A 19924-nucleotide genomic window follows, 5' to 3' on the forward strand; every position below is an offset into this window, starting at 1 on the left:
TGCGTTTCTGAGAAACAGTTGTCACAGTACTTTCATCAGGCTTCCCCCCATCCTTATAGTTCTCTACAGAGTTCCAATCGCCCATCCCTAATGGAGTGCTTCGGCCTCAGATAAACTGTCCCTGGTATTTGAAATCAATTCCTGCAGAGGATTTCAGGAAGCTTATCTATGGAACAATCAAACAAGTCATGTTGGGTCATTTTGCTGACCTTTCTGCTGATGGGCCACTCGGCTTTGGGGCAGTTCTCCATCTCAGGGAAAGTGGGGGAGAGGGCCGCCGAGCCGATGCCTTTTGCCAATGTGTTGCTGCTCAACGGCACGGACTCGGTATTGATTAAAGGCATGCTGGCCAGGGAAAACGGTACGTACGTGTTTGAGAACGTTAAGGCAGGGCAATACCGGGTGGCCGCTTCCATGGTGGGGTACGGGAAATCCTTCAGTCCGGCGTTTTCGGTGCCTTTTTCTGAAAACGGGTCAAAAGAAGTCAACCTGGTTCTGTCTGGGGGCAGCACAGCCTTGAAGGAGGTGAAAGTGGTGGGGCAGAAGCCTTTGTTTGAGCAGCAACTGGACCGGCTGGTGGTGAATGTGCAGGGCAGTATTGTATCTGCGGGGGCTACGGCGCTGGAGGTGCTGGAACGTTCTCCGGGCATTACCGTGAATCGGCAGAGCAGTACCATGAGCATTGCCGGGAAGGACGGGGTGATCGTGATGATCAACGGGAAACAGAACCGGGTGCCTATCTCGGCCCTAATCCAGATGCTGGGCGGCATGAACGCGGGCAACATCGAGAAAATAGAGATCATCACCACGCCCTCGGCCCAATACGATGCCGAAGGGAATGCCGGCATCATCAACCTGGTCCTGAAAAAGAATGAGAACTTTGGAACCAACGGGGCCTATTCGCTCACCCTGGGCTACGGCTGGTATGAAAAACCGTCTGGCACCTTCAACCTGAACCACCGCACTGAAAAACTAAACCTCTACACCGATTATTCCTTTTTCCGGGATCATTCCTACAACCGGATAAAGAACACCCGGCAGGTTTCATATGAAGGTGAGATTCTCCAGACCAGCAGTGTGAACCGGCGCGAACCAGTGACTACCAACCATACGGCCCGCGTAGGATTTGATTATACATTTTCGGGCAAGACTACTCTAAGCGGGTTGGTTTCGGGATTCAGTGACAGATGGTCAACCGGGCCCAAAGAAGAAAGGGGAGCCTCGCAGACGTTAAGGAACGGAGTCTTAGAATCAGGTGTGCGGTCTACCCACGTGGAGGAAAACCATTGGCGCCACATTATGGGGAACCTGAGTTTTAACCACAAGCTGACTCAAACCCAGGAGTTCAGCCTGGATACCGATCTCCTGTTCTACCACGACAGAAATCCGCATGAATACACCAATGCCTACACCTTTTATTCCCCTGCCGAAGTACGGGAAGAGAAGCTCACCATGGAGAAAACTACGCCCATCCACCTGTGGGTGAGCAAAGCCGATTACCGGAACAAACTAAGTGAAAACACTACCCTGGAAGCCGGGCTCAAGGCCACGCTATCTGAACTGGAGAACGAAGTGGCGGTACAGGACAACCGGGACGGGGTCTGGACGCCCAATGCTGAGTTCAGCCAGCACATCCGCATGCTGGAAGACATTGGGGCGGCCTACGTGAATTTCTCGCACCTACTGCCTTTCAAAGTGAAACTTCAGACGGGCCTGCGCTATGAATATACCCATACAGACCTGAGCACTATTGAGGGAACGCCCATCGTGAACCGTCGCTACGGCAATCTCTTCCCCAGTATTTTCGTGTCCCGGGACCTGACCAAAAAGAGCAGTCTGCAAGTGTCTTACAGCCGCCGGATCATGCGCCCCACCTATGATAACCTGGCGCCCTTCGTCTACTTTATTGACCCCAATACGTTTCTGTCTGGCAACACCAACCTGAAGCCCACCATCACCGATGCCCTGCAGACCACCTACCGTTTCCATGACAGGTTCCTGGTAACCTTGGGCTACAGTTATGATCATACACCCATAATTGATTGGCAAATGCACCTGGATTCGGCCACAAACAAACAGTATGCCCGGGCCGAAAACCTCAAGCACCGCCGTAATTACTCCCTCACGTTGTCGCTGCCTTTCAACCCAACGGGTTGGTGGCAAATCCAGAGCAATTTCTTGGCCACCTGGATAAACAACACCGGCCTTTACGACGGCAAAGAGATTACCCTCAACAGCGGTTTCGCCAACGTGAACCTGAACCAAACTTTCAAGCTGCCCAAAAGTTTTACGGCGGAAGTCTCCGGCTCTTACCAAACCCGCACACCGTTTGGGATCTCCTACATCAATCCCTTCGGTTCTCTCAATGCGGGAGTCCAGAAAGAACTACCCGATGAGAAAGGCGTTTTTAGGTTATCAATAAACGATATTTTCTGGACCGACCGGTTTAAGCTTTTATCCGATGTAAAGGAGTTGAACCTGTACTCCAGTTTCAGCGGCGTTTTCTCCGATCCCCGCATTGTGCGACTCACGTACTCGCGCAACTTCGGGAACCGGAAAATGAAAGTCGCCACCCGCCGCGAGACCAGTTCTGAGGAAGAGCGGAAACGGGCCAAAAACTAAATGCCATTCAATAGAAAGGTTTTGCCTTTGTTTTCTAAAAAGCCTCTCTAAATGCTTGGAGGGGCTTTTTGTATGAAGCGGCGGTAGTTGCCTTTGGTTTGCCTTACATTGAAAAGCAATTGCGTAGATTTGTAGTTGTTTTTAGCGGAAGGATTGTCCTTTAAACTGTTGGGAAAAGGTGCCAAATCCGCTAAAAGGCCAAAGTGTAATTTTTGATTTTCATAAAGAAAAGTATGACAAACAAGTGGTTATTCTCCTTGTTGCTGTTGGTCTCGCAGATCTCCTTTGCGCAGGTAAGGGTGGTGACGGAGCTGACGGATAACTGGAGGTTTAAGAAAGGGAAGCATGACCAAGCCTTCCAGGTCGGGTTCAACGACAAGGGCTGGCAGAAGGTAACGGTTCCGCATGATTGGGCCATCTACGGTCCTTTTGACAAGGAGATCGACAAACAGGTGGTCGCCATTGAGCAGAACGGCGAGAAGGTCCCCACGGAGAAAACCGGCCGCACCGGGGCGTTGCCCTACATAGGGGAGGCCTGGTACCGCAACGAGTTTACGCTGCCCAATTACAAAAAGGGGCAGAAAGTACTCCTCGTCTTTGAGGGCGCCATGAGCGAGCCCAAGGTGTTTTTGAACGGGCAGAAAGTTGGGGAGTGGGCCTACGGATACAGCTATTTCTACTTTGATGTCACAAACCAAATCCAGGAAGGGAAAAAGAACACCCTGGCGGTGCAACTGAGCAACCGGGGAGAATCCTCGCGTTGGTACCCGGGCGCCGGTTTGTACCGCAAGGTGCAGCTTATAGTGAAGAACCCCGAGAGCATTGACCAGTGGGGCACTTTTGTGACTACCCCGTTCATCTCCGCGAACCTGGCCAAGGTGAACATCAAAACCAAGGTATCGGGCAGCAACGTGCGCATGGTTACCCAGGTCCTGGACGCCAAAGGCAACACCGTCGCTACCGACAGCACGGGCAAACTCTTCGGGAACCAGTTTGAGCAGAACCTGGCCGTGGCCAACCCGCAGCTGTGGAGCCCCGAGACACCTTACCTCTACACGGCCGTCACCAGACTGTACGCGGGCAACGTGTTGCGCGACGAGGTGTCTACCCGCTTCGGGATACGGGAGATCAGCTACAAACCAACAGTAGGATTCAGCCTGAACGGCAAGGTGCGCAAGTTTAAGGGCGTCTGCCTGCACCATGACCTGGGTCCGTTAGGCGCCGCCGTGAACAAGGCCGCCCTGCGCCGGCAGCTGCAGATCCTGAAAGACATGGGCTGTGACGCCATCCGGAGTTCGCACAACATGCCCTCCATGGAACAGCTGGAGCTGGCCGATGAGATGGGCTTCATGTTCCTGGCCGAGAGTTTTGATGAGTGGGCCAAACCCAAGGTCAAGAACGGCTACAACCGCTTTTTTGAGGAGTACGCCGAGAAAGACATCGTGAACCTGGTGCAGGCCACCCGCAACCATCCGTCCATCGTGATGTGGAGCTCGGGCAACGAGGTCCCCGACCAGTGGGGCGCCGAGGGCGTGAAACGCGCCAAGTGGCTGCAGGAGATCTTCCACCGAGAAGATCCTACCCGCCCGGTAACCGTGGGCATGGACCAGGTGAAAGCCACCATGGCCTCGGGTTTTGGGGCACTTTTGGACATTCCGGGTCTGAACTACCGCGTGCACCTGTACGAGGAGGCGTTCAAAGCCTTCCCGCAAGGCTTTATTCTGGGTTCTGAGACCGCTTCTACCGTGAGTTCGCGCGGCATCTACAAGTTCCCGGTGGAGAAAGCCGTAGAGAAGCAGTACCCCGATTTTCAAAGCTCCTCCTATGATCTGGAGTACTGCTCCTGGTCTAACCTGCCCGATGATGATTTCGTGCTGCAGGACGACAAACCCTGGGTTATCGGCGAGTTCGTCTGGACCGGCTTTGACTACCTGGGCGAGCCCACCCCGTATGACGATAAGTGGCCTTCACGCAGCTCTTACTTCGGGATCAATGATCTGGCCGGGTTGCCCAAAGATAGATTCTACCTATACCGCAGCCGCTGGAACAAGGAGGCCGAGACTCTGCACATTTTGCCGCACTGGAACTGGGAGGGAAGAGAAGGCCAGACCACCCCGGTGTTCGTGTACACGAACTACGACAGCGCCGAGCTGTTCGTGAACGGCAAGACCATGGGCGTGCAGAAAAAGCACGCCGCCACCCCGCAGAACCGCTACCGCCTCATGTGGATGGACGTGAAGTACGAGCCCGGCACCGTGAAAGTGGTTGCCTTCGGGAAGGACGGCAAGCCGGTGGCCGAAAGAGAAGTGAAGACCGCCGGGAAACCGCACCGGATTGTGCTGCAGCCAGATAGAACCCAAATTTCTGCCGATGGAAAAGATATCTCCTTCGTGACGGTTTCGGTGGTGGACAAGGACGGAAACCTTTGCCCCAAGGCCACAAATCAACTTAACTTTAGCGTAAAGGGCACAGGCACTTACCGCGCTGCCGCCAACGGCGACCCCACCTCGCTGGAGCAGTTCCACTTGCCTACTATGAAGCTGTTCAGCGGCAAATTGGTAGTACTGGTGCAGTCTACCGAGGAAGCTGGAAACATGGAACTTGAGGTGAAAGGCAAAGGCCTGCAGACCGGAAAGGTAAGCCTGACCTCTACCCGTTAGTTTAGAGCAGTTTTTCTAGAAACGCTTCAAAAACCACAACAGCAGTATCTTGTCTTGCAAAAGATGGGGTACTGCTTTTTTTGTTTCCTAGGGGGGTTACTTGGTAAGTGACTACCTGAGGAAAGATGCTTCGCCCTAGATACCGGCTCCTTTGGGATATGTGCCTTGCTGGACAGACTGCGGGGCTTGGCTCTTGTATGGCTCAGCACCACCGTTGAAGTAAAAGACATGTCGGTGCTGCGAAAGTCTTGGGAACAGACCTACCTCAAGGAAGATGCTTACCTCAGCTGCTCAATCACTTATCTGAAGAAACTGTAGCTGCTAAACTATTCCCTGAGGATTATTCGAACTTATCACTCTCTGCTGGTGTGTTTTCTTCTTGCCCACCGGGATTATGGTATAGGAGAAATAGACGCATTTACCACAGAGCAGATAACCTAATAACACCGCCAGATGGTACTAGCCAGGCGTACTCTTTTACCTTTGTGAATCAGAGCATCCACGCCGTTACGTTCTACTAGCAACGGGTTTTAGGCCACCAAGGGCTGGAGTTAAACGAGATTGGGTGCCCGGAAAAGCCAAACAGGCTACCCATGGTGCTGAGCAAGGGGGAAGTAGCTCGGATTCTTTCCGCCACTCGTTCGCAGCGCACTTCCTGGAGCATGAAAACGGATCTGCGCTACATTCAGGCGCTGCTAGGCCACCAAAGCAGCAAAACTACTGAAATTTACACGCACATTACCAGCCATGGCTTGGAGGGGAAGGATCAAGAGCCAGCTTGACAATCTATAAGTAATGGGTATATTGGATGACAAACATATAAGGAAGGGAATCTATTAAAAGGGTTTTATCAAAAAGCCTTGCAAAAAAAGGTTGCTGTTACTCCAGCCAAGGTGCCAATAACCGGAACTGCTCCTTATATACTGTAGTTGGGCAAAATTGAAAAATTAAACATGTTTAAAAATAGACTTTTCATCCCTGTTTTATTGATAGTCCTTTTTGGAACCTTCTATTTTCTGGATAACAGATTGAATAAGGATTACTATGACTATAAAACAGTAAAGGTAAATGACAACGAATTTTTAATCTTAAAAAGGAATTCAGAAATATCAATCCTTAAGTTGAAGAACCAATCGATTGAGACAGCCACGGCGAATTACGACTGGTTTATTGGTAAGGAAGCAAATATTGACTTAAATAATAGTAATACCTATAAAACTGGAAGTGGAATCACAGGAGATGGAATAAATAAAAACAAATTGACTCCTATAAAATTTTCAGATTACTTATTCTATTGGTCACCAAATACAAATGGGAAGGGGTTTATCTATCTTAATCATTATCCTGAAGTAAATGAAAACAATGGTCTATTTTATTGGATTGTGGTACCAGAAGAATTGATGACTAATTCTAAAATCCGAAATTTAGAACCCAAAATGAAACCATTAGGAGTAAAAAAGGAGAATCTAATTAGCTGGGCTGTTAGCAAAATATAAAACAACTTTGCCCAACGGTCTCGTATAAAAATCATGCTACGGCCGACGGCCTTGCACGTTTTTTATACGAGACCGTTGGGCTTAATTTGAAGAATTCTGCAAAGCGAAAAGCCTAGAATTTTATTAGCATCAAACTAATTATCACAAAAATTAAATGAAAAGGCTTTTTCTCATCTTAATAGTAACTTTCTATTTTGTTGTGCAAGCTAATTTAACGGCTTATGCTCAAAACTTACAATCAGTAAAGCAGACTCTTACTGATTGGAATGAAGCGATAATGTATAAGGATATTGAGAAGGCTATTAGTGTTTTTGACGATAATGCGAATGTAATTGTGATTGGTTCAGGAAAAGAAGAGGTTCACAAGGGAAATGCAGAAATAAGAAAGTTTTTGGAGCGCTTCTTTACCAATCCGTTTAGCGCTTCATGGGATATGAGCAATGTGAGTATTGACAGTAATAAAAAAACTGCATGGGCATTTGTGAATGGAGAAGCTACTATAAAGGGGGATGATGGCTCAATAATTAAAATGCCATATCGAATAACTGTAGTAATGGTTTGGAAAGGGGCCACCTGGAAGTGGAGACTCTTTAATGGATCAGTTCCCGAGAAGGATTAGGATCGCCACCTTTTAGGTGATTGCCCTTAAGACAGGAAATATAAAATATAATTGTCAATTATTGTAAACAACAAACTAAGCCCAACAACGTGTAAACGCCAGCATCGGCCGACGGCCTCCGCCGCCGTTTACACAAGTACGTTGGGCGCCATATTTAGACAGTAAACCACACATGGACGAGCTAACATCTATTAGAGAAATTTTAGCAAGGCTTGAAAAATTGCTTTATGGATTTAACTATGAATGTTATTTCCAATTTGAGCTTCTGGTTGAAACAACAGACCTGACAACTGCTCGGCACAAACTCAATTCTACTTATGATTTAACTTGGCAAAAAGACCAAGGTATTACACCTATCTCGCACAACGAGTTCAAAGAAGACATCAATGATAAACTCAATTATCGTGGCCATGAGGGTGCTGGAGTTAGCCTATCTGAAGAACAAGAAAAGCTCTTTCAGCAAGAGGTAAGTAATTTATGGACTTTAATTGAGCGGAAATTTAACCCTAATAAGACAGATATATTTATTCACCCAGAAATTTATACTTGGATTTTCTGGGGGTTCTGTTTTTTGATTGTTTCAAACGAAGAAGACAGAGTTTACTTATTTGAAGGTTTGTCAAGTGATTAACTAAAAGATAATCTGACCGCCTAAAATGGCCTTTATGCAAGGGTGGCTGACGTGCATGTTACCAGCTTCAGAAATTTAAATCAGCTTTTTATCTCCTTCCAGAACTGATGGAACAGGAAATACCACCACTTCATAAATACCCGTTTCGTTTGGGGTAAGCTATAAATAAAATTATGAGTCAAGGCTTTTTATTAAAATCAGAAAATAAGCCTACTCTGTTTTCTTGGGATTTAGAAACCGAAACCAAGAATGTAGAGCGTTGGGTATTGGATAATAAAAATTACTCAAAAAGAGATATAGAGAAGGAGCTTTCAATCTTGAAGAATCTTGCTTTTGACTTTTTGCAGGTAATTCAGGAAAAACATGTTTCACCAGAGCAACTTGACAGGTTAGAACAAGCCATTTCAAGCGGGGCAGCAGGTGTTTGGGAAAACGCGGCATTGAAACTGGAGCGACTTTCTTACCACTTCATAACTGCAAAAGAAAGGATAGAAAAACTAATTTACAGTACTGATGTAAAGATTGTGGACAGAGCCTTGACAATGCTAAATGAATCATTTTCAGAAAGGGAGCAATACGATATTATTTCATGCGCATTATCTCATAATTCCAAAAAAATAAGAGCCAGGGCTTTAGGAACAGTTTACAAGCTAAAAAAGAAAGTATTCCTCAACATCCTGGAAAGAAGAAGAGGAATAGAAACAGAATCAGAAATTAAGGAAACAATAGATTTTACATTAGACTTTTTGAAAAATTAAAAAAAGCCTATCCCTAACGGCCTCGTATAAACGTCACCTCGGCCGACGGCCTCAGCAGTCTTTTACACTAATCGTTAAGTGTGATTATATAAAAATGAATAAAGAACAGAGACGGAAACTTAGTCAAGAATATAAAAGGAAAGACTTGGAAAAGTTTCTTGAATCCGACAATTCTGTTTTGGTGAAGTATGCTAAAGTCAAATTGGGCTTAAACTCAAAACCATTAACAAGCACGGATACTTTAAACATTCCTGATGAGCAGTTGATTGAAGCATTGAATTATAAAATTGAGGAAGCGGCAGAAAAGACTTATAGAGGAAACCCTAAACTGCACAGAAGCAGCGAGAATGTTTTAAAGAATTTTCCAGGCTCTTACCAACTCGTTCACTATACCCGACAATTTGAAATGCTTACGGACTTAGGAGATGGTGTTAAGTTTTTTGAAAATACCCCAAAGGAAGAAATAGAGATTATCGCTGAAAGTTACGTTTTGATTGGGTTTGAGAGCTTCAGCAACCTGATTAGGGAAGTTGCTAAAAATAACCAAAACTTAGAATTGGTTGAGAAAGAGTATGCAGTTCTTAAAACAGCTATAGATAAATCAAGAATTGAGTTTATAAGAAAAAACGCATCCCAGTTTGAAATAAAATAAAACCCTTAACAAGGTGTAAACGGCATCTCAGGCGACGGCCTTGCTTGTAGTCTATACTGGACCGTTGATAAAAATAAAGAATATGAAAAACCAACATTTACTTCTAATCCTACTGATTCCCTTTCTAACCAGTCAAAATTCTTGCACTCAGCCTGAAAAACAGGAACGATCAATACTTGCAGAGCCCTCTCCTTCAGCGCCCCTTACTACTTCATACAAAGGAGGGGAGATAGAATACTTAGATGGGGGGAGTGTCCGCATAGCCGGCAAGCTACCCTTGGTTTCAACAGTCCAAAGGATGAATAGTCTACTAGGTAAACCAGATAGTGTCGTAGCTATCGATTTGGATGGTTGCACCTCTGGGTTCAGGAGCGAAGAATCTAAGATGGTTTATTACAGCGGGTATGTGTTTGAGCAGTTTCGGGACACTTTATATTTTATGGATGCCACCTTCACTAAGAGCAATGGTAATTTTTTACAGTTCAATGACCTGAGGCTGGATTCCTCCACCACATTGGAGGAAATCCAAAGGCGCTTTCCCGCTTCAGCCAAAGAATTAAACCCAGTAACAATGACCGAGTTCGGTGAGGTACTACAACTTTCCCTAGCTCCCTACAAAGAACCTACCGATAATAGATGGGTTCTAATTTTGAAGAATGGGAACTTGGTTTTAGTGGAGAATTGGTTCGGTTGTTAAAATTTCATTTGTCAACCACACCTATAGGCCACCTGAGTCGCTCATAGCTTAATCCGTTGTATCAAAGTAGAATCAAATGTCAAAAAAGCATTACATAGCTTTGGTTTACCCAATTGGAGAAGAGGTGAAAACACGTATTGATTTTGACTCCGAGGATGCGGAAACAACAGTCTATGAACTTCTCAAACTTGAGGGATATGAAATCTATCAATTCATCCTCCCCGACTACCAGTATCTTATGCCTATAAGTGATCTTGGGGATAAAGGTATTAGGTTGAAAAAGAAAGAAAGACTTGGTTCGGCTTAAGCAAGAAAGTAGAGCAAGAACTTCTTATCTTCCCTAAGAAGGGTTTCTTCTATCCTTACCAGTACGGCAGCTATCTCTATCTCTATAGCAGGGAAGACATAAAGGCAACTGAGTTCATGAAATGGATGGAAGAGCAGTTTCCCCAAAGATGGGCTGACTTTGATGATGCTCTGGCAGGTGTGAACAGCAACGCCATCCACCTCATCAACGATACCGCTTACATTCTTATAACCAACCACGATTACCAGCAAGAGTTCGGCTTGATTGCAAGCCAGGAAAGTTGCGCTGCTTTAACAGCCAAACTGAGGGAAGCAGGCTTTGAGAATTTTGAAGCTGAAGAGTACGTGCAGAACAAAAATTAACATGTTACAATAACAACTATGCGGCAACTCTGTCGCCGCATAGTTGAGTACGCTGCTATTAGAACAAAGGAAAGGTTACCTTAGAATTCTAACTGGAGGCCTTTCCTTTATTAAAAGATTATCTTCTAAGAACTAATCAACCAAAGCATTTAAGGTAGCGCTGGAGAGCGCATGGCAACGGTTGCTTGCTACGTGCCTGGAGAATTACCTACCTATAACAACCAACTTGTCCTGAGCCGCAATTCGCCCTTTTACAACCTTACACCTTACCTTCGCTCTCCATTAATCCTTGGACCAAGCTAGAGAAGCGGTCTTTCTGTTCCTGGTTCTTAGTTTGCTTAGCGAAGGGCAGGCCAGGATAGCGCCAGCATACTGCCCACCGCAGGCAGGTAGTTCGAAGCAGAACAAATTACCCTATGCTTTTAAACAGAGACAATACACCAAAAGCTGTACTAAAATCTATCCTTCAGTTCCGCAATTGAGGATACAAGTAGGGGTTTGACAGAAATTAAGTGATTACTTGAGCTATTTGGTTAATTTTTGATATCTTAATGCCAACGTTGGCATTTGTATGCATGTATAGTGGCAAAAGGTAGTTTAACCTTAAGGACAAAAGAAATAGAAAGAAGTAAACAGAAGCGGCTATGAAATTTAAATTGAGCTTTTCCTTGCTGGTGGTCCTGTTTGTGATGCACACGACAGCCTTCGCCCAGGATCCTAATTTTTACATCTTCCTGTGCTTCGGGCAATCCAACATGGAGGGGCATACCAAGTTTGAGCCGCAGGACACCACCGCCAATAAGCGGTTCATGGTCATGGAAGCGGTAGATTGTCCTAAACTGGGGAGGAAGAAAGGGGAATGGTACCCCGCTACGCCTCCTTTAACCCGATGCAATACCGGTCTTACCCCCGCTGATTATTTCGGCCGGACCCTGGTAGCCACGCTCCCAGACAATATCAAAGTAGGCGTCATCAATGTAGCGGTGGGAGGCTGCAAAATTGAGTTGTTTGAAAAAGGCAGTTACCAATCTTATGTGGCCACCGCCCCCTCCTGGATGACGGCGGCCTTGGAGCCGTATAATAAAAACCCTTACGGCCGCCTGGTGGAGATGGCAAAACTGACCCAAAAAGACGGGGTCATCAAAGGCATTCTGATGCACCAGGGAGAGTCGAACACCGGTGATACCACTTGGCCCACCAAAGTGAAAGGAGTATACGAGAACCTGTTGAAAGACTTGAATCTCAAACCTAAAGCAGTGCCCTTGCTGGCCGGGGAAATGGTAAGTAAGGAGGAGGGAGGTAAATGCGCCAGCATGAATGCTATCATCGCCCATCTGCCCCAGGTGATATCTAACGCGCATGTCATTTCCTCTGAAGGCTGCCCGGCTCTGGAGGACCAACTGCATTTCACCGCCGAAGGATACCGAAAACTAGGAAGACGTTACGGCGCCAAGATGCTGTCTTTGTTGGGGTACAAAAATATCCGGACTGAGTAAAGAAGACCTCAGAAAGGAAAAACGCTGAGGCTCAAAAATGGTAGTTGTTAAGTCAACACCAAGGGAGCATTCCAACTCTTAAGAAAGGTAAAGATAGGAGAAGGCCTTCTTCATGGGCCCACCAATTGCTTCGCTGCTCATCAAGGAAAAGTTTTGCAATACACCATTGCCTAATGATAATACAGGGAATAGGGAAACTCTGAACTCCTGTAAACATGACAAATCATTTAACGATCATTTATAATCATCTCACCATGATGCACCATCAGATAAAATTGACCCGAAGATTCCTACTGGCCTTCTTCTTAGTCTCTTCTGCCACCGCCATGGCGCAGGACGGCACCATCTATCCGCTCAAAGCCCCTGCCGAGCCGAAAGCTATTTCGCTGGGCACAGGTGGTGTCAAAAACCAGAAAGCGCCCGAAACTTGGTTCCGCCAGTGGGGTGACCCTATGGCGCGGAACATCTCTACTGCCACCCTCACGCCCTTTCTGCCTGCCCCCGGCAAGGCGACTGGTGCGGCCGTGATCGTGGCTCCTGGCGGCGGTTTCAGATGGCTTTCCATGGACAACGAGGGCTGGGAAGTGGCCAAGGCACTGGCCGATAAGGGCATCGCGGCTTTTGTCCTGAAGTACCGCCTCAATCCTACTCCGGAATCGCTCGAAGACTTCAAGGCATCCATGAACCAGCCCCGCCCGGCTCCAGCCGCGTCTGCCAGCACATCGGCAAGCGCAACCCCGCCCAGCCCACCACAAATGGACCTGTCTAACCAGCTACAAGATGCCGAGACGGCTTACGCCATGATCCTCAAGCGGTCCAAAGAATGGGGGGTAGATACCAGCCGCATAGGCATGATCGGCTTCTCGGCCGGCGCCATGCTCACCATGCACTCCACCCTCCACTCCAAGACTATGAAGCTGGCCTTCATCGGCCCGATCTATGGCGGAATGGGGCCGGTGGAGGTTCCCAAGAACGCTCCGCCCATGTTCAACGTGATCGCCACCGATGATTTTCTTTTCCGCGGCCAGTTCGGGGTGGTGGACTCCTGGTACAAAGCGCGCATCCCCGTGGAGTTCCACCTTTACCAGAACGGTGGCCATGGGTTCGGCTTGGGCAACCCAGACCGAACCAGTAATCGCTGGTTTGATGCCTTCCTCCATTGGCTGGATGTCAATAAATTTCTCAAGCCCCAGGCTAAGAAGTAAAAAGAAGGTCCGCTAAGTGATTGTTTTTCACAACAAAGGCGTACGCACTCGGCGACTACCGGATAAGTCGGCAAATGCGAGAAAGATGCCTGTGGGTTAAAGCCATTTATCTGGCACCTCCTGAATTGGAATCGTTTTAGGCATGAAAATCAAAAAGTAGTGCCAAAATCCTTTTCCTGCTCTTCTGATTCAGGAGAAAAGCCAGGAATCTAGATTGAACATTAACAGCTAAAATTATAAGATGAAGAGAATTGAATTTGGATTTGCTCCTCAGGGAAAAAGGCGGGTAGCGATGCTATGTGTTTTAGTGGCCTTATTTTCATTTATGGCCCTACCTGGAAATAGCCAGAATATAAAAAAGAAGGCTAAAAACGCCCCGGTGTTTTCCAACTCTGTCTATGAAGGCAACGACAAAGTTTACAGTGACAATCCCCTGAAACCAGGTGAGTTTTACAACCCTATCCTACAGGGCGCCTATCCAGACCCAGCCATCACGCGCAAGGGCAACGACTACTACCTGGTAGCTTCCACTTTCGCTATTTTCCCCGGGGTACCAGTGTTCCATTCAAAGGACCTGGTGAACTGGACGCAGATCGGGCACGCGTTGGACCGGGTGTCGCAGCTGGACGTGCATGATACGGGAATCAGCGCCGGTGTGTATGCCCCGGACATTGAGTACAACCCCAACAATGACACCTTTTACATGATCGTGACGGCATTTGCCGGGGGCGCAGGGAACATTGTGGTGAAATCGAAGGACCCGGCCAAAGGATGGAGTGAGCCGTTCAAGCTGAATTTCCAGGGGATAGATCCCTCCCTTTTCTTTGATGACAACGGGAAAGCCTATGTGGTCCACAACGATGCCCCGGATAAAGGGACAGAACTGTATGAAGGGCACCGCGTGATCAAGGTGTGGGACTATGACCTTGAAAAAGACCAGGTCATTGCCGGAACCGACAAGATTATTGTAAACGGCGGCGTTGACCTCTCCAAAAAACCGATCTGGATTGAAGCTCCCCATATCTACAAAAGGAACGGAAAGTATTACCTGATGTGCGCCGAAGGCGGTACCGGCGGAAACCACAGCGAAGTGGTGTTTATAAGCGACAGCCCTAAAGGTCCTTTTACCCCTGCCCCCAACAACCCAATCCTGTCCCAAAGACACCTTAGCCAGAACAGGCCCAACAAAGTAGATTGGGCCGGCCACGCCGATTTAGTAGAAGGCCCCGATGGCAAGCACTACGGCGTGTTTCTGGGTATCCGCCCGAACGAGAAGAACCGCGTTAACATCGGGCGAGAGACCTTCATTTTGCCTGTTGATTGGTCGGGCCAGTTCCCGGTTTTTGTCAATGGACTTGTACCTATGGAACCGAAGCTGAAAACGCCTGCCGGTGTGGAAAACAAAACCGGGAAAGAAGGCTTCTTCCCCAATGGCAACTTCACCTTCACGGACAACCTTACTTACAAGAACCTGGACTACCGGTGGGTGGGTTTAAGAGGCCCCCGCGAGGCGTTTATTTCCCAGACAAAGAAAGGGCTGCAGATCAATCCGTTTCCAGTGAACATCAAAGAGGTGAAGCCCACCTCCACGCTCTTCCTCCGGCAGCAGCACAATAGTTTCACCTATACCACCACCCTGGATTACAAGCCTGCCTCAGAAAAGGATCTGGCGGGGATTACGTTGCTGCAAAGCGAGGCCTTCAACTACGTGTTCGGCTTGACCAGAAAAGGCAAAGACGCTTACCTGGTTCTGGAAAGAACCGAGAAAGGAGCCTCTAAAGTAATAGCCAGCCAAAAAGTTGATATCCAAAAGCCAATACAGTTGCGGGTAAAGGCAGAAGGAGATGCCTACCAATTCAGCTACTCAACGGATGGGAAAAGCTTTATGGATCTGGGCAGCCCGGTCTCGGGAGATATTCTTTCCACCAACGTGGCGGGAGGTTTTACGGGCACATTGATAGGCTTGTACGCTACGTCAGCCAATGATGTACAGCCGCAGTAAGAAGTTCAGATAGCACAGATTCACACCAGTAGCTGACCGGTGGTTTAGACTACATTTTTGATTTTTGGCTTTAAAACGCTAAGGCGTTTGGTTTGCCTTGCCACCTTTGAAACCGGGCCATTATTGAAGACCTATTATAATTAAATCAACATGAAAAGACGGATACTTTTACTAGCAGCCATGCTATTCCTGGGGGCATACCAGTATGCCTCGGGCCAGGATCTGAAGCTCAATGACCGTGAGTATTTTGAGCAGCAAGGCGTGAATGTGCTGGTGTACAACAACCTGTTTACCGGAGGCTTCAACGATGAGAAGAACGCCGGGATAGAATTGATTCACCACGGCGTGAGAACGGCGCAGGGCGGGGCAGTGCGGCTCTCCAACACGCCGGAGCAATGGGACCTTGTTCCTGATATTCTCAATCGCAAAGTAGACCGCGCCGCTAAAACGGTAGAGGCTACGCTACAGTACAAAGAGTACAACTTTGATTCAAGGGTAGTGGTGACGGCCAAGGGCAAAGGCGTGGAGATCGCCGTTTACCTGGACAAACCCGTTCCCAAGGAATTGGAAGGAAGCGCCGGCTTTAACCTGGAGTTTCTGCCCTCGCAATACTGGGCGAAGAACTATCTAGTGGATGGTCGCCCCAACCTCTTTCCGCGGTATGTGGTAGGCAACACCGTTGCCAGGCCCAACACCCAGAAACCGAAGCAATACAAAGGCTACGTCACTTCCGATGATCGGGGAACCGGCAAATTCATAGATCCGCTTCCGCTGGAAACAGGCCGCACCTTTCTGTTTGCGCCTGATTCCCCGGAGCGGATGGTAAGAATTACCTCGCCAGATGCCGACCTGATGCTGTTTGATGGCCGTATGCTGGCCCAGAACGGCTGGTTTGTGGTGCGTAGTTTGCTTCCAGCCGGTAAAACAGGCAAGGTATTGACCTGGACTGTGGAGCCAAATGCCATTAAAGGCTGGGTGAGAGATCCTAATATTGGGTTCTCTCAGGTAGGCTACCTCCCTGCGCAACCCAAAGTTTCTATTATTGAACTAGACAAGAAAGACAAACCCGTTAAAAGCGCGGCCATCTTCAAAGTAGGCGATGACGGCAAAGCGACCAAAGTATTTACCGGCAAAATCAATACCTGGGGTGACTACTTCAAGTACCACTACGTGAAGTTCGATTTCTCTCCCGTGAAGACGCCCGGTATCTACTACATCCAGTACGGAGACACCAAGACCAACAATTTCCTGATTGGCGAGCAGGTGTACAGCAAGATTACCGATGCCACCAGCGACATCTGGATTCCCATCCACATGAACCACATGTTCGTGAACGAGGCATACCGAGTGTGGCACGGCGAGCCTTTCAAGGAAGGATACCGCCAGGCCCCGCCCAACACCGATCACTTTGACCTTCACGCCCAAGGACCAACTACCGATACCAAGTACAAAGCCCTGGACCTGATCCCCGGCCTGAACGTAGGCGGTTTCTTCGATGCCGGGGACTTTGACATTGAGACCGGCTCGAACATCAGCGTGGTGCAGAATTTTGTCAAAACTTGGGAGAGTTTCAAACCCCAGCGCGACCAGACGTTTATTGACCAGAAGCAGCGTTATGTAGATCTTCACCGCCCCGATGGGATTCCGGACGTGTTGCAGTTTATTGAGCATGGCACCCTGAACCTGGTAGCCCAGGCAGAGATCATCGGTCACATGGCCCAGACCCTCTCCAACGCTGTGCTGGATAACTACCACCACCTGGGTGACGCCGCCTCCTTAACAGACGGCCTTCCTTACAACCCCAAGCTTGGCCCGTACGAAGTAGCCAAGGATGGCCGCTCCAGCGGCGTAAAAGATGATCTTTGGGCCTTCACCAGCCGCGAGCCTGAACTGGACCTCAGAGCAGCCACTATGTTTGCGGCCGCCAGTCGGGCCTTGAAGGGGTACAACGACGACCTCTCGGCGAGAGCGTTGACACAGTCAAAAAGACTCTTGAAAGAAGCTACCGCCTTACTGGCGAACCAGAAGCAGGATACAAGTGGCCGGGGCAATGCTGCCAACATGGCCACCAACCTGCAACTGTACATCGCCACTAACGAAAAGCAATACCTGGATAGATTCCAGGAGCTTCTATGGCCTTCTTTGGAGCGTAACGTGAGCGGCAACCTGTTGACCGCTCTGGATGCTATCCCGCACCTGGAGGCCTCCTACAAAGAAAAGCTCCGCCCCTATGTGGTGAAGTACAAAGAATACATTGGTGGCCTTGAAAAAGATAATCCTTACGGCGTGCCCATTGGCCTTACCAACTGGGCCGGCAGCGGAGACGTGATGAGCTTTGGGACCACCGTTTGCTTTGCCAGCAAATACTTCCCCGAGATCATTGAGGGTCAGCATGCTTTCAAAGCCACCAACTACCTGTTTGGCGCGCATCCGTACCACAACTATTCTTTAGTAGCTACCGTGGGTGCTACCCGTCCTAAAGCAGTCTTCTACGGGAACAACCGGGCTGATTTCTCCTTTATTCCGGGCAACGTGGCCCCGGGTATCCTGTTCAGAAAACCCGACCACTTTGAGAACTACGACGACTGGCCTTTCCTGTGGGGCCAAAACGAAGGCACCATTGGTGGTAATACCGCTTACCTGATCTTTGGGTCGGCGTTTAAGAACTTAGTGAAGTAATCTGGTTTCCCGATTCAGGTTAGCGCAAGAAATAAGAGCATTGGGTAGCTGCTTATTTCTTGCGCTATTTTTTTAAAGTGGGCATAAAACGGAATTGGATTTATGGGCAGTGCCAGCAAGAAGATAGAACACCTCCCTTAAACTGAAAACACTAACTTTGGCTAAAATGCAGTGGGGTAGGTGACGTGCCTGAAGTTTCATCAACAGGTGTAGACTGCTGCCACGGGTAAGTTGTTTGTCAGGAGACCGCTGGCAAACTGCAATCATTCCTACCTCTGTTGGTTAAGTCTACAGTTGGCAATACTATTAAAGCATTCAGAACCATTGAGAAAATCTCTAAAGTATTTGATCTTACTTATTGTATCAATATGTTATGGTTGTGCATACGAATCTAAAAATAGAGAAAAACTCACTTCTTCTTTCGAGGACAATTTCGGATTTAAGCCACCTGAAAAGGTCAAGGAAATAAAACTCAAAAATTTAGCCATTTATGACACAGAAGCTAAATGGATGGCATTCACATATGACTCACAAGTTTTTGAAAAAATTATTGCTCACGACCAGCCTTTGAAAATAGCTGAAAATAATAGTTCTGAATTCGAAAGCATTGTTGAAGAATTAAAAGGAAGTGTAAATAATCCTAAATGGATGAAGATTCCGAATGAAAAAGTGGCTCGGATTTATTACAAAAATGATTTTTTGGACCATACATTTAGTGAATATTACTTGTGGACTGATTGCGAAACTGGATTGACATATTTATACGTGAGCTTTTTTAACTAAAAATACCATTGCCAATCACATGTATACGCCTGCATTGGCCTAAGGCCTTAGCCATTCGTCGCTTACACAAGAACTGTAAATGAAATTCTTAATAGTTAGCCTATGTCAATATCAAGTGAATCCGAGTTCATCGGGATGCAGAAAATAAGCGAGGTGGTGGCGTTAACCCTTAAGGAGATGCGGAACTATGCCCAGCCCGGGATGACCACCAAAGAGGTGGATAATTTTGGAGGAGCGTTGCTGAAGCAATTCGGGGCTAAATCAGCGCCTGCTTTGTCCTATGGCTTTCCTGGGTGGACCTGCATCAGTCTGAATAATGAAATCGCCCATGGGATTCCCTCAGGTCAAAAGGTGCTCCAAGAGGGTGATTTGATCAATATTGACGTGTCTGCGGAGCTTGATGGTTTCTGGGCAGATAATGGAGGCTCTTTCGTGTTAGGGCAGGACATCCATAACCATTTGCCCTTGGTAAACGCTTCCAAGAGGATCCTAAGAAAGGCCATTGATCACATAAAAGGGGGAGTGCGCATTGCTGAAATAGGCCGCTTGATTGAAAATGAAGCAAGTAAATCTGGGTATAAGGTGATCAAAAACCTGACGGGCCATGGCATTGGCCGGAAACTGCACGAAGAACCCAGCGAAATCGCCAACTACTATGACAGGCTGAACCTGAAGAGATTCAAAAAGAATTCGGTAGTGGCCATTGAAACCTTTATCTCCACCAACTCCACCATTGCCAATACTATGAAAGACGGCTGGACATTGGTTGGGAACAGGGGCGGGTTTGTTACCCAACATGAACATACCATTGTGATCACCGATGGCAAACCGATCATTCTCACCGAGATGAATGAGGTTTGGGAGTAAGGATAGTATTGGTGCTGGCAAGGGAGAGTTAAGGAAGTAGAAAGCATCAACGCCAGCAAAGCAGGAAGGGGCCATCAATATGTAAGTG

Annotated in this window: 18 protein-coding genes; all 18 read left to right on the forward strand. The window is 47.8% G+C overall.

Features of this window, described 5'->3' with window-relative positions:
* Positions 1-168: 168 nt before the first annotated feature.
* The 18 genes from FOA19_RS10015 to map all read left to right on the forward strand — a co-directional run bounded on the left by FOA19_RS10015 (position 169) and on the right by map (position 19836).
* Positions 169-2622 carry an outer membrane beta-barrel family protein gene (locus FOA19_RS10015; RefSeq protein ID WP_149090699.1) on the forward strand — a complete coding sequence of 818 codons (2454 nt, stop codon included), beginning with the start codon at positions 169-171 and terminating at the stop codon, positions 2620-2622.
* A gap of 233 nt (positions 2623-2855) precedes the next feature.
* On the forward strand, positions 2856-5282 hold the full coding sequence (locus tag FOA19_RS10020; RefSeq protein WP_149090700.1) for a DUF4982 domain-containing protein: 2427 nt from the start codon (positions 2856-2858) through the stop codon (positions 5280-5282).
* Between the two features lie 165 nt (positions 5283-5447).
* Entirely contained in the window at positions 5448-5600 is a 153-nt protein-coding gene (locus tag FOA19_RS23345; RefSeq protein ID WP_190300356.1) for a hypothetical protein, read from the forward strand.
* Positions 5601-5875: 275 nt separating this feature from the next.
* A complete protein-coding gene (locus tag FOA19_RS10025; RefSeq protein ID WP_223808826.1) occupies positions 5876-6064 on the forward strand; it encodes a hypothetical protein in 189 nt (62 codons plus the stop codon).
* A gap of 171 nt (positions 6065-6235) precedes the next feature.
* Positions 6236-6778, forward strand: coding sequence for a hypothetical protein (locus FOA19_RS10030; protein ID WP_190300357.1), 543 nt, complete (start codon positions 6236-6238; stop codon positions 6776-6778).
* A gap of 154 nt (positions 6779-6932) precedes the next feature.
* Positions 6933-7397 (forward strand): YybH family protein, encoded by a 465-nt coding sequence (locus tag FOA19_RS10035; RefSeq protein ID WP_149090702.1) that lies wholly within the window; start codon positions 6933-6935, stop codon positions 7395-7397.
* A gap of 172 nt (positions 7398-7569) precedes the next feature.
* Entirely contained in the window at positions 7570-8028 is a 459-nt protein-coding gene (locus FOA19_RS10040) for a hypothetical protein (RefSeq protein ID WP_149090703.1), read from the forward strand.
* Between the two features lie 173 nt (positions 8029-8201).
* Complete coding sequence (locus FOA19_RS10045; protein WP_149090704.1) at positions 8202-8786, forward strand: hypothetical protein; 585 nt, start codon at positions 8202-8204, stop codon at positions 8784-8786.
* Between the two features lie 94 nt (positions 8787-8880).
* Positions 8881-9438 carry a hypothetical protein gene (locus FOA19_RS10050; RefSeq protein ID WP_149090705.1) on the forward strand — a complete coding sequence of 186 codons (558 nt, stop codon included), beginning with the start codon at positions 8881-8883 and terminating at the stop codon, positions 9436-9438.
* An 82-nt stretch (positions 9439-9520) separates the two neighbouring features.
* Positions 9521-10135 carry a hypothetical protein gene (locus FOA19_RS10055; protein WP_149090706.1) on the forward strand — a complete coding sequence of 205 codons (615 nt, stop codon included), beginning with the start codon at positions 9521-9523 and terminating at the stop codon, positions 10133-10135.
* Positions 10136-10211: 76 nt separating this feature from the next.
* On the forward strand, positions 10212-10442 hold the full coding sequence (locus FOA19_RS10060) for a hypothetical protein (protein WP_149090707.1): 231 nt from the start codon (positions 10212-10214) through the stop codon (positions 10440-10442).
* Positions 10443-10558: 116 nt separating this feature from the next.
* Positions 10559-10804, forward strand: coding sequence for a hypothetical protein (locus FOA19_RS10065; protein WP_149090708.1), 246 nt, complete (start codon positions 10559-10561; stop codon positions 10802-10804).
* 644 nt (positions 10805-11448) lie between these two features.
* Positions 11449-12300, forward strand: a complete 852-nt coding sequence (locus FOA19_RS10070; RefSeq protein WP_149090709.1) for a sialate O-acetylesterase — start codon at positions 11449-11451, stop codon at positions 12298-12300.
* Positions 12301-12626: 326 nt separating this feature from the next.
* Positions 12627-13505: an alpha/beta hydrolase gene (locus FOA19_RS10075; RefSeq protein ID WP_223808941.1), complete on the forward strand. Its 879-nt coding sequence runs from the start codon at positions 12627-12629 to the stop codon at positions 13503-13505.
* A 325-nt stretch (positions 13506-13830) separates the two neighbouring features.
* Positions 13831-15507 (forward strand): glycoside hydrolase family 43 protein, encoded by a 1677-nt coding sequence (locus FOA19_RS10080; RefSeq protein ID WP_223808827.1) that lies wholly within the window; start codon positions 13831-13833, stop codon positions 15505-15507.
* A gap of 150 nt (positions 15508-15657) precedes the next feature.
* Positions 15658-18186 (forward strand): glycoside hydrolase family 9 protein, encoded by a 2529-nt coding sequence (locus FOA19_RS10085; protein WP_149090711.1) that lies wholly within the window; start codon positions 15658-15660, stop codon positions 18184-18186.
* A gap of 324 nt (positions 18187-18510) precedes the next feature.
* Positions 18511-18969: a hypothetical protein gene (locus FOA19_RS10090; RefSeq protein WP_149090712.1), complete on the forward strand. Its 459-nt coding sequence runs from the start codon at positions 18511-18513 to the stop codon at positions 18967-18969.
* A gap of 102 nt (positions 18970-19071) precedes the next feature.
* Positions 19072-19836 carry a type I methionyl aminopeptidase gene (gene map, locus FOA19_RS10095; protein WP_149090713.1) on the forward strand — a complete coding sequence of 255 codons (765 nt, stop codon included), beginning with the start codon at positions 19072-19074 and terminating at the stop codon, positions 19834-19836.
* Positions 19837-19924: the final 88 nt, after the last annotated feature.

It is taken from the genome of Rufibacter hautae, assembly GCF_008271695.1.
Lineage (GTDB): Bacteria > Bacteroidota > Bacteroidia > Cytophagales > Hymenobacteraceae > Nibribacter > Nibribacter hautae.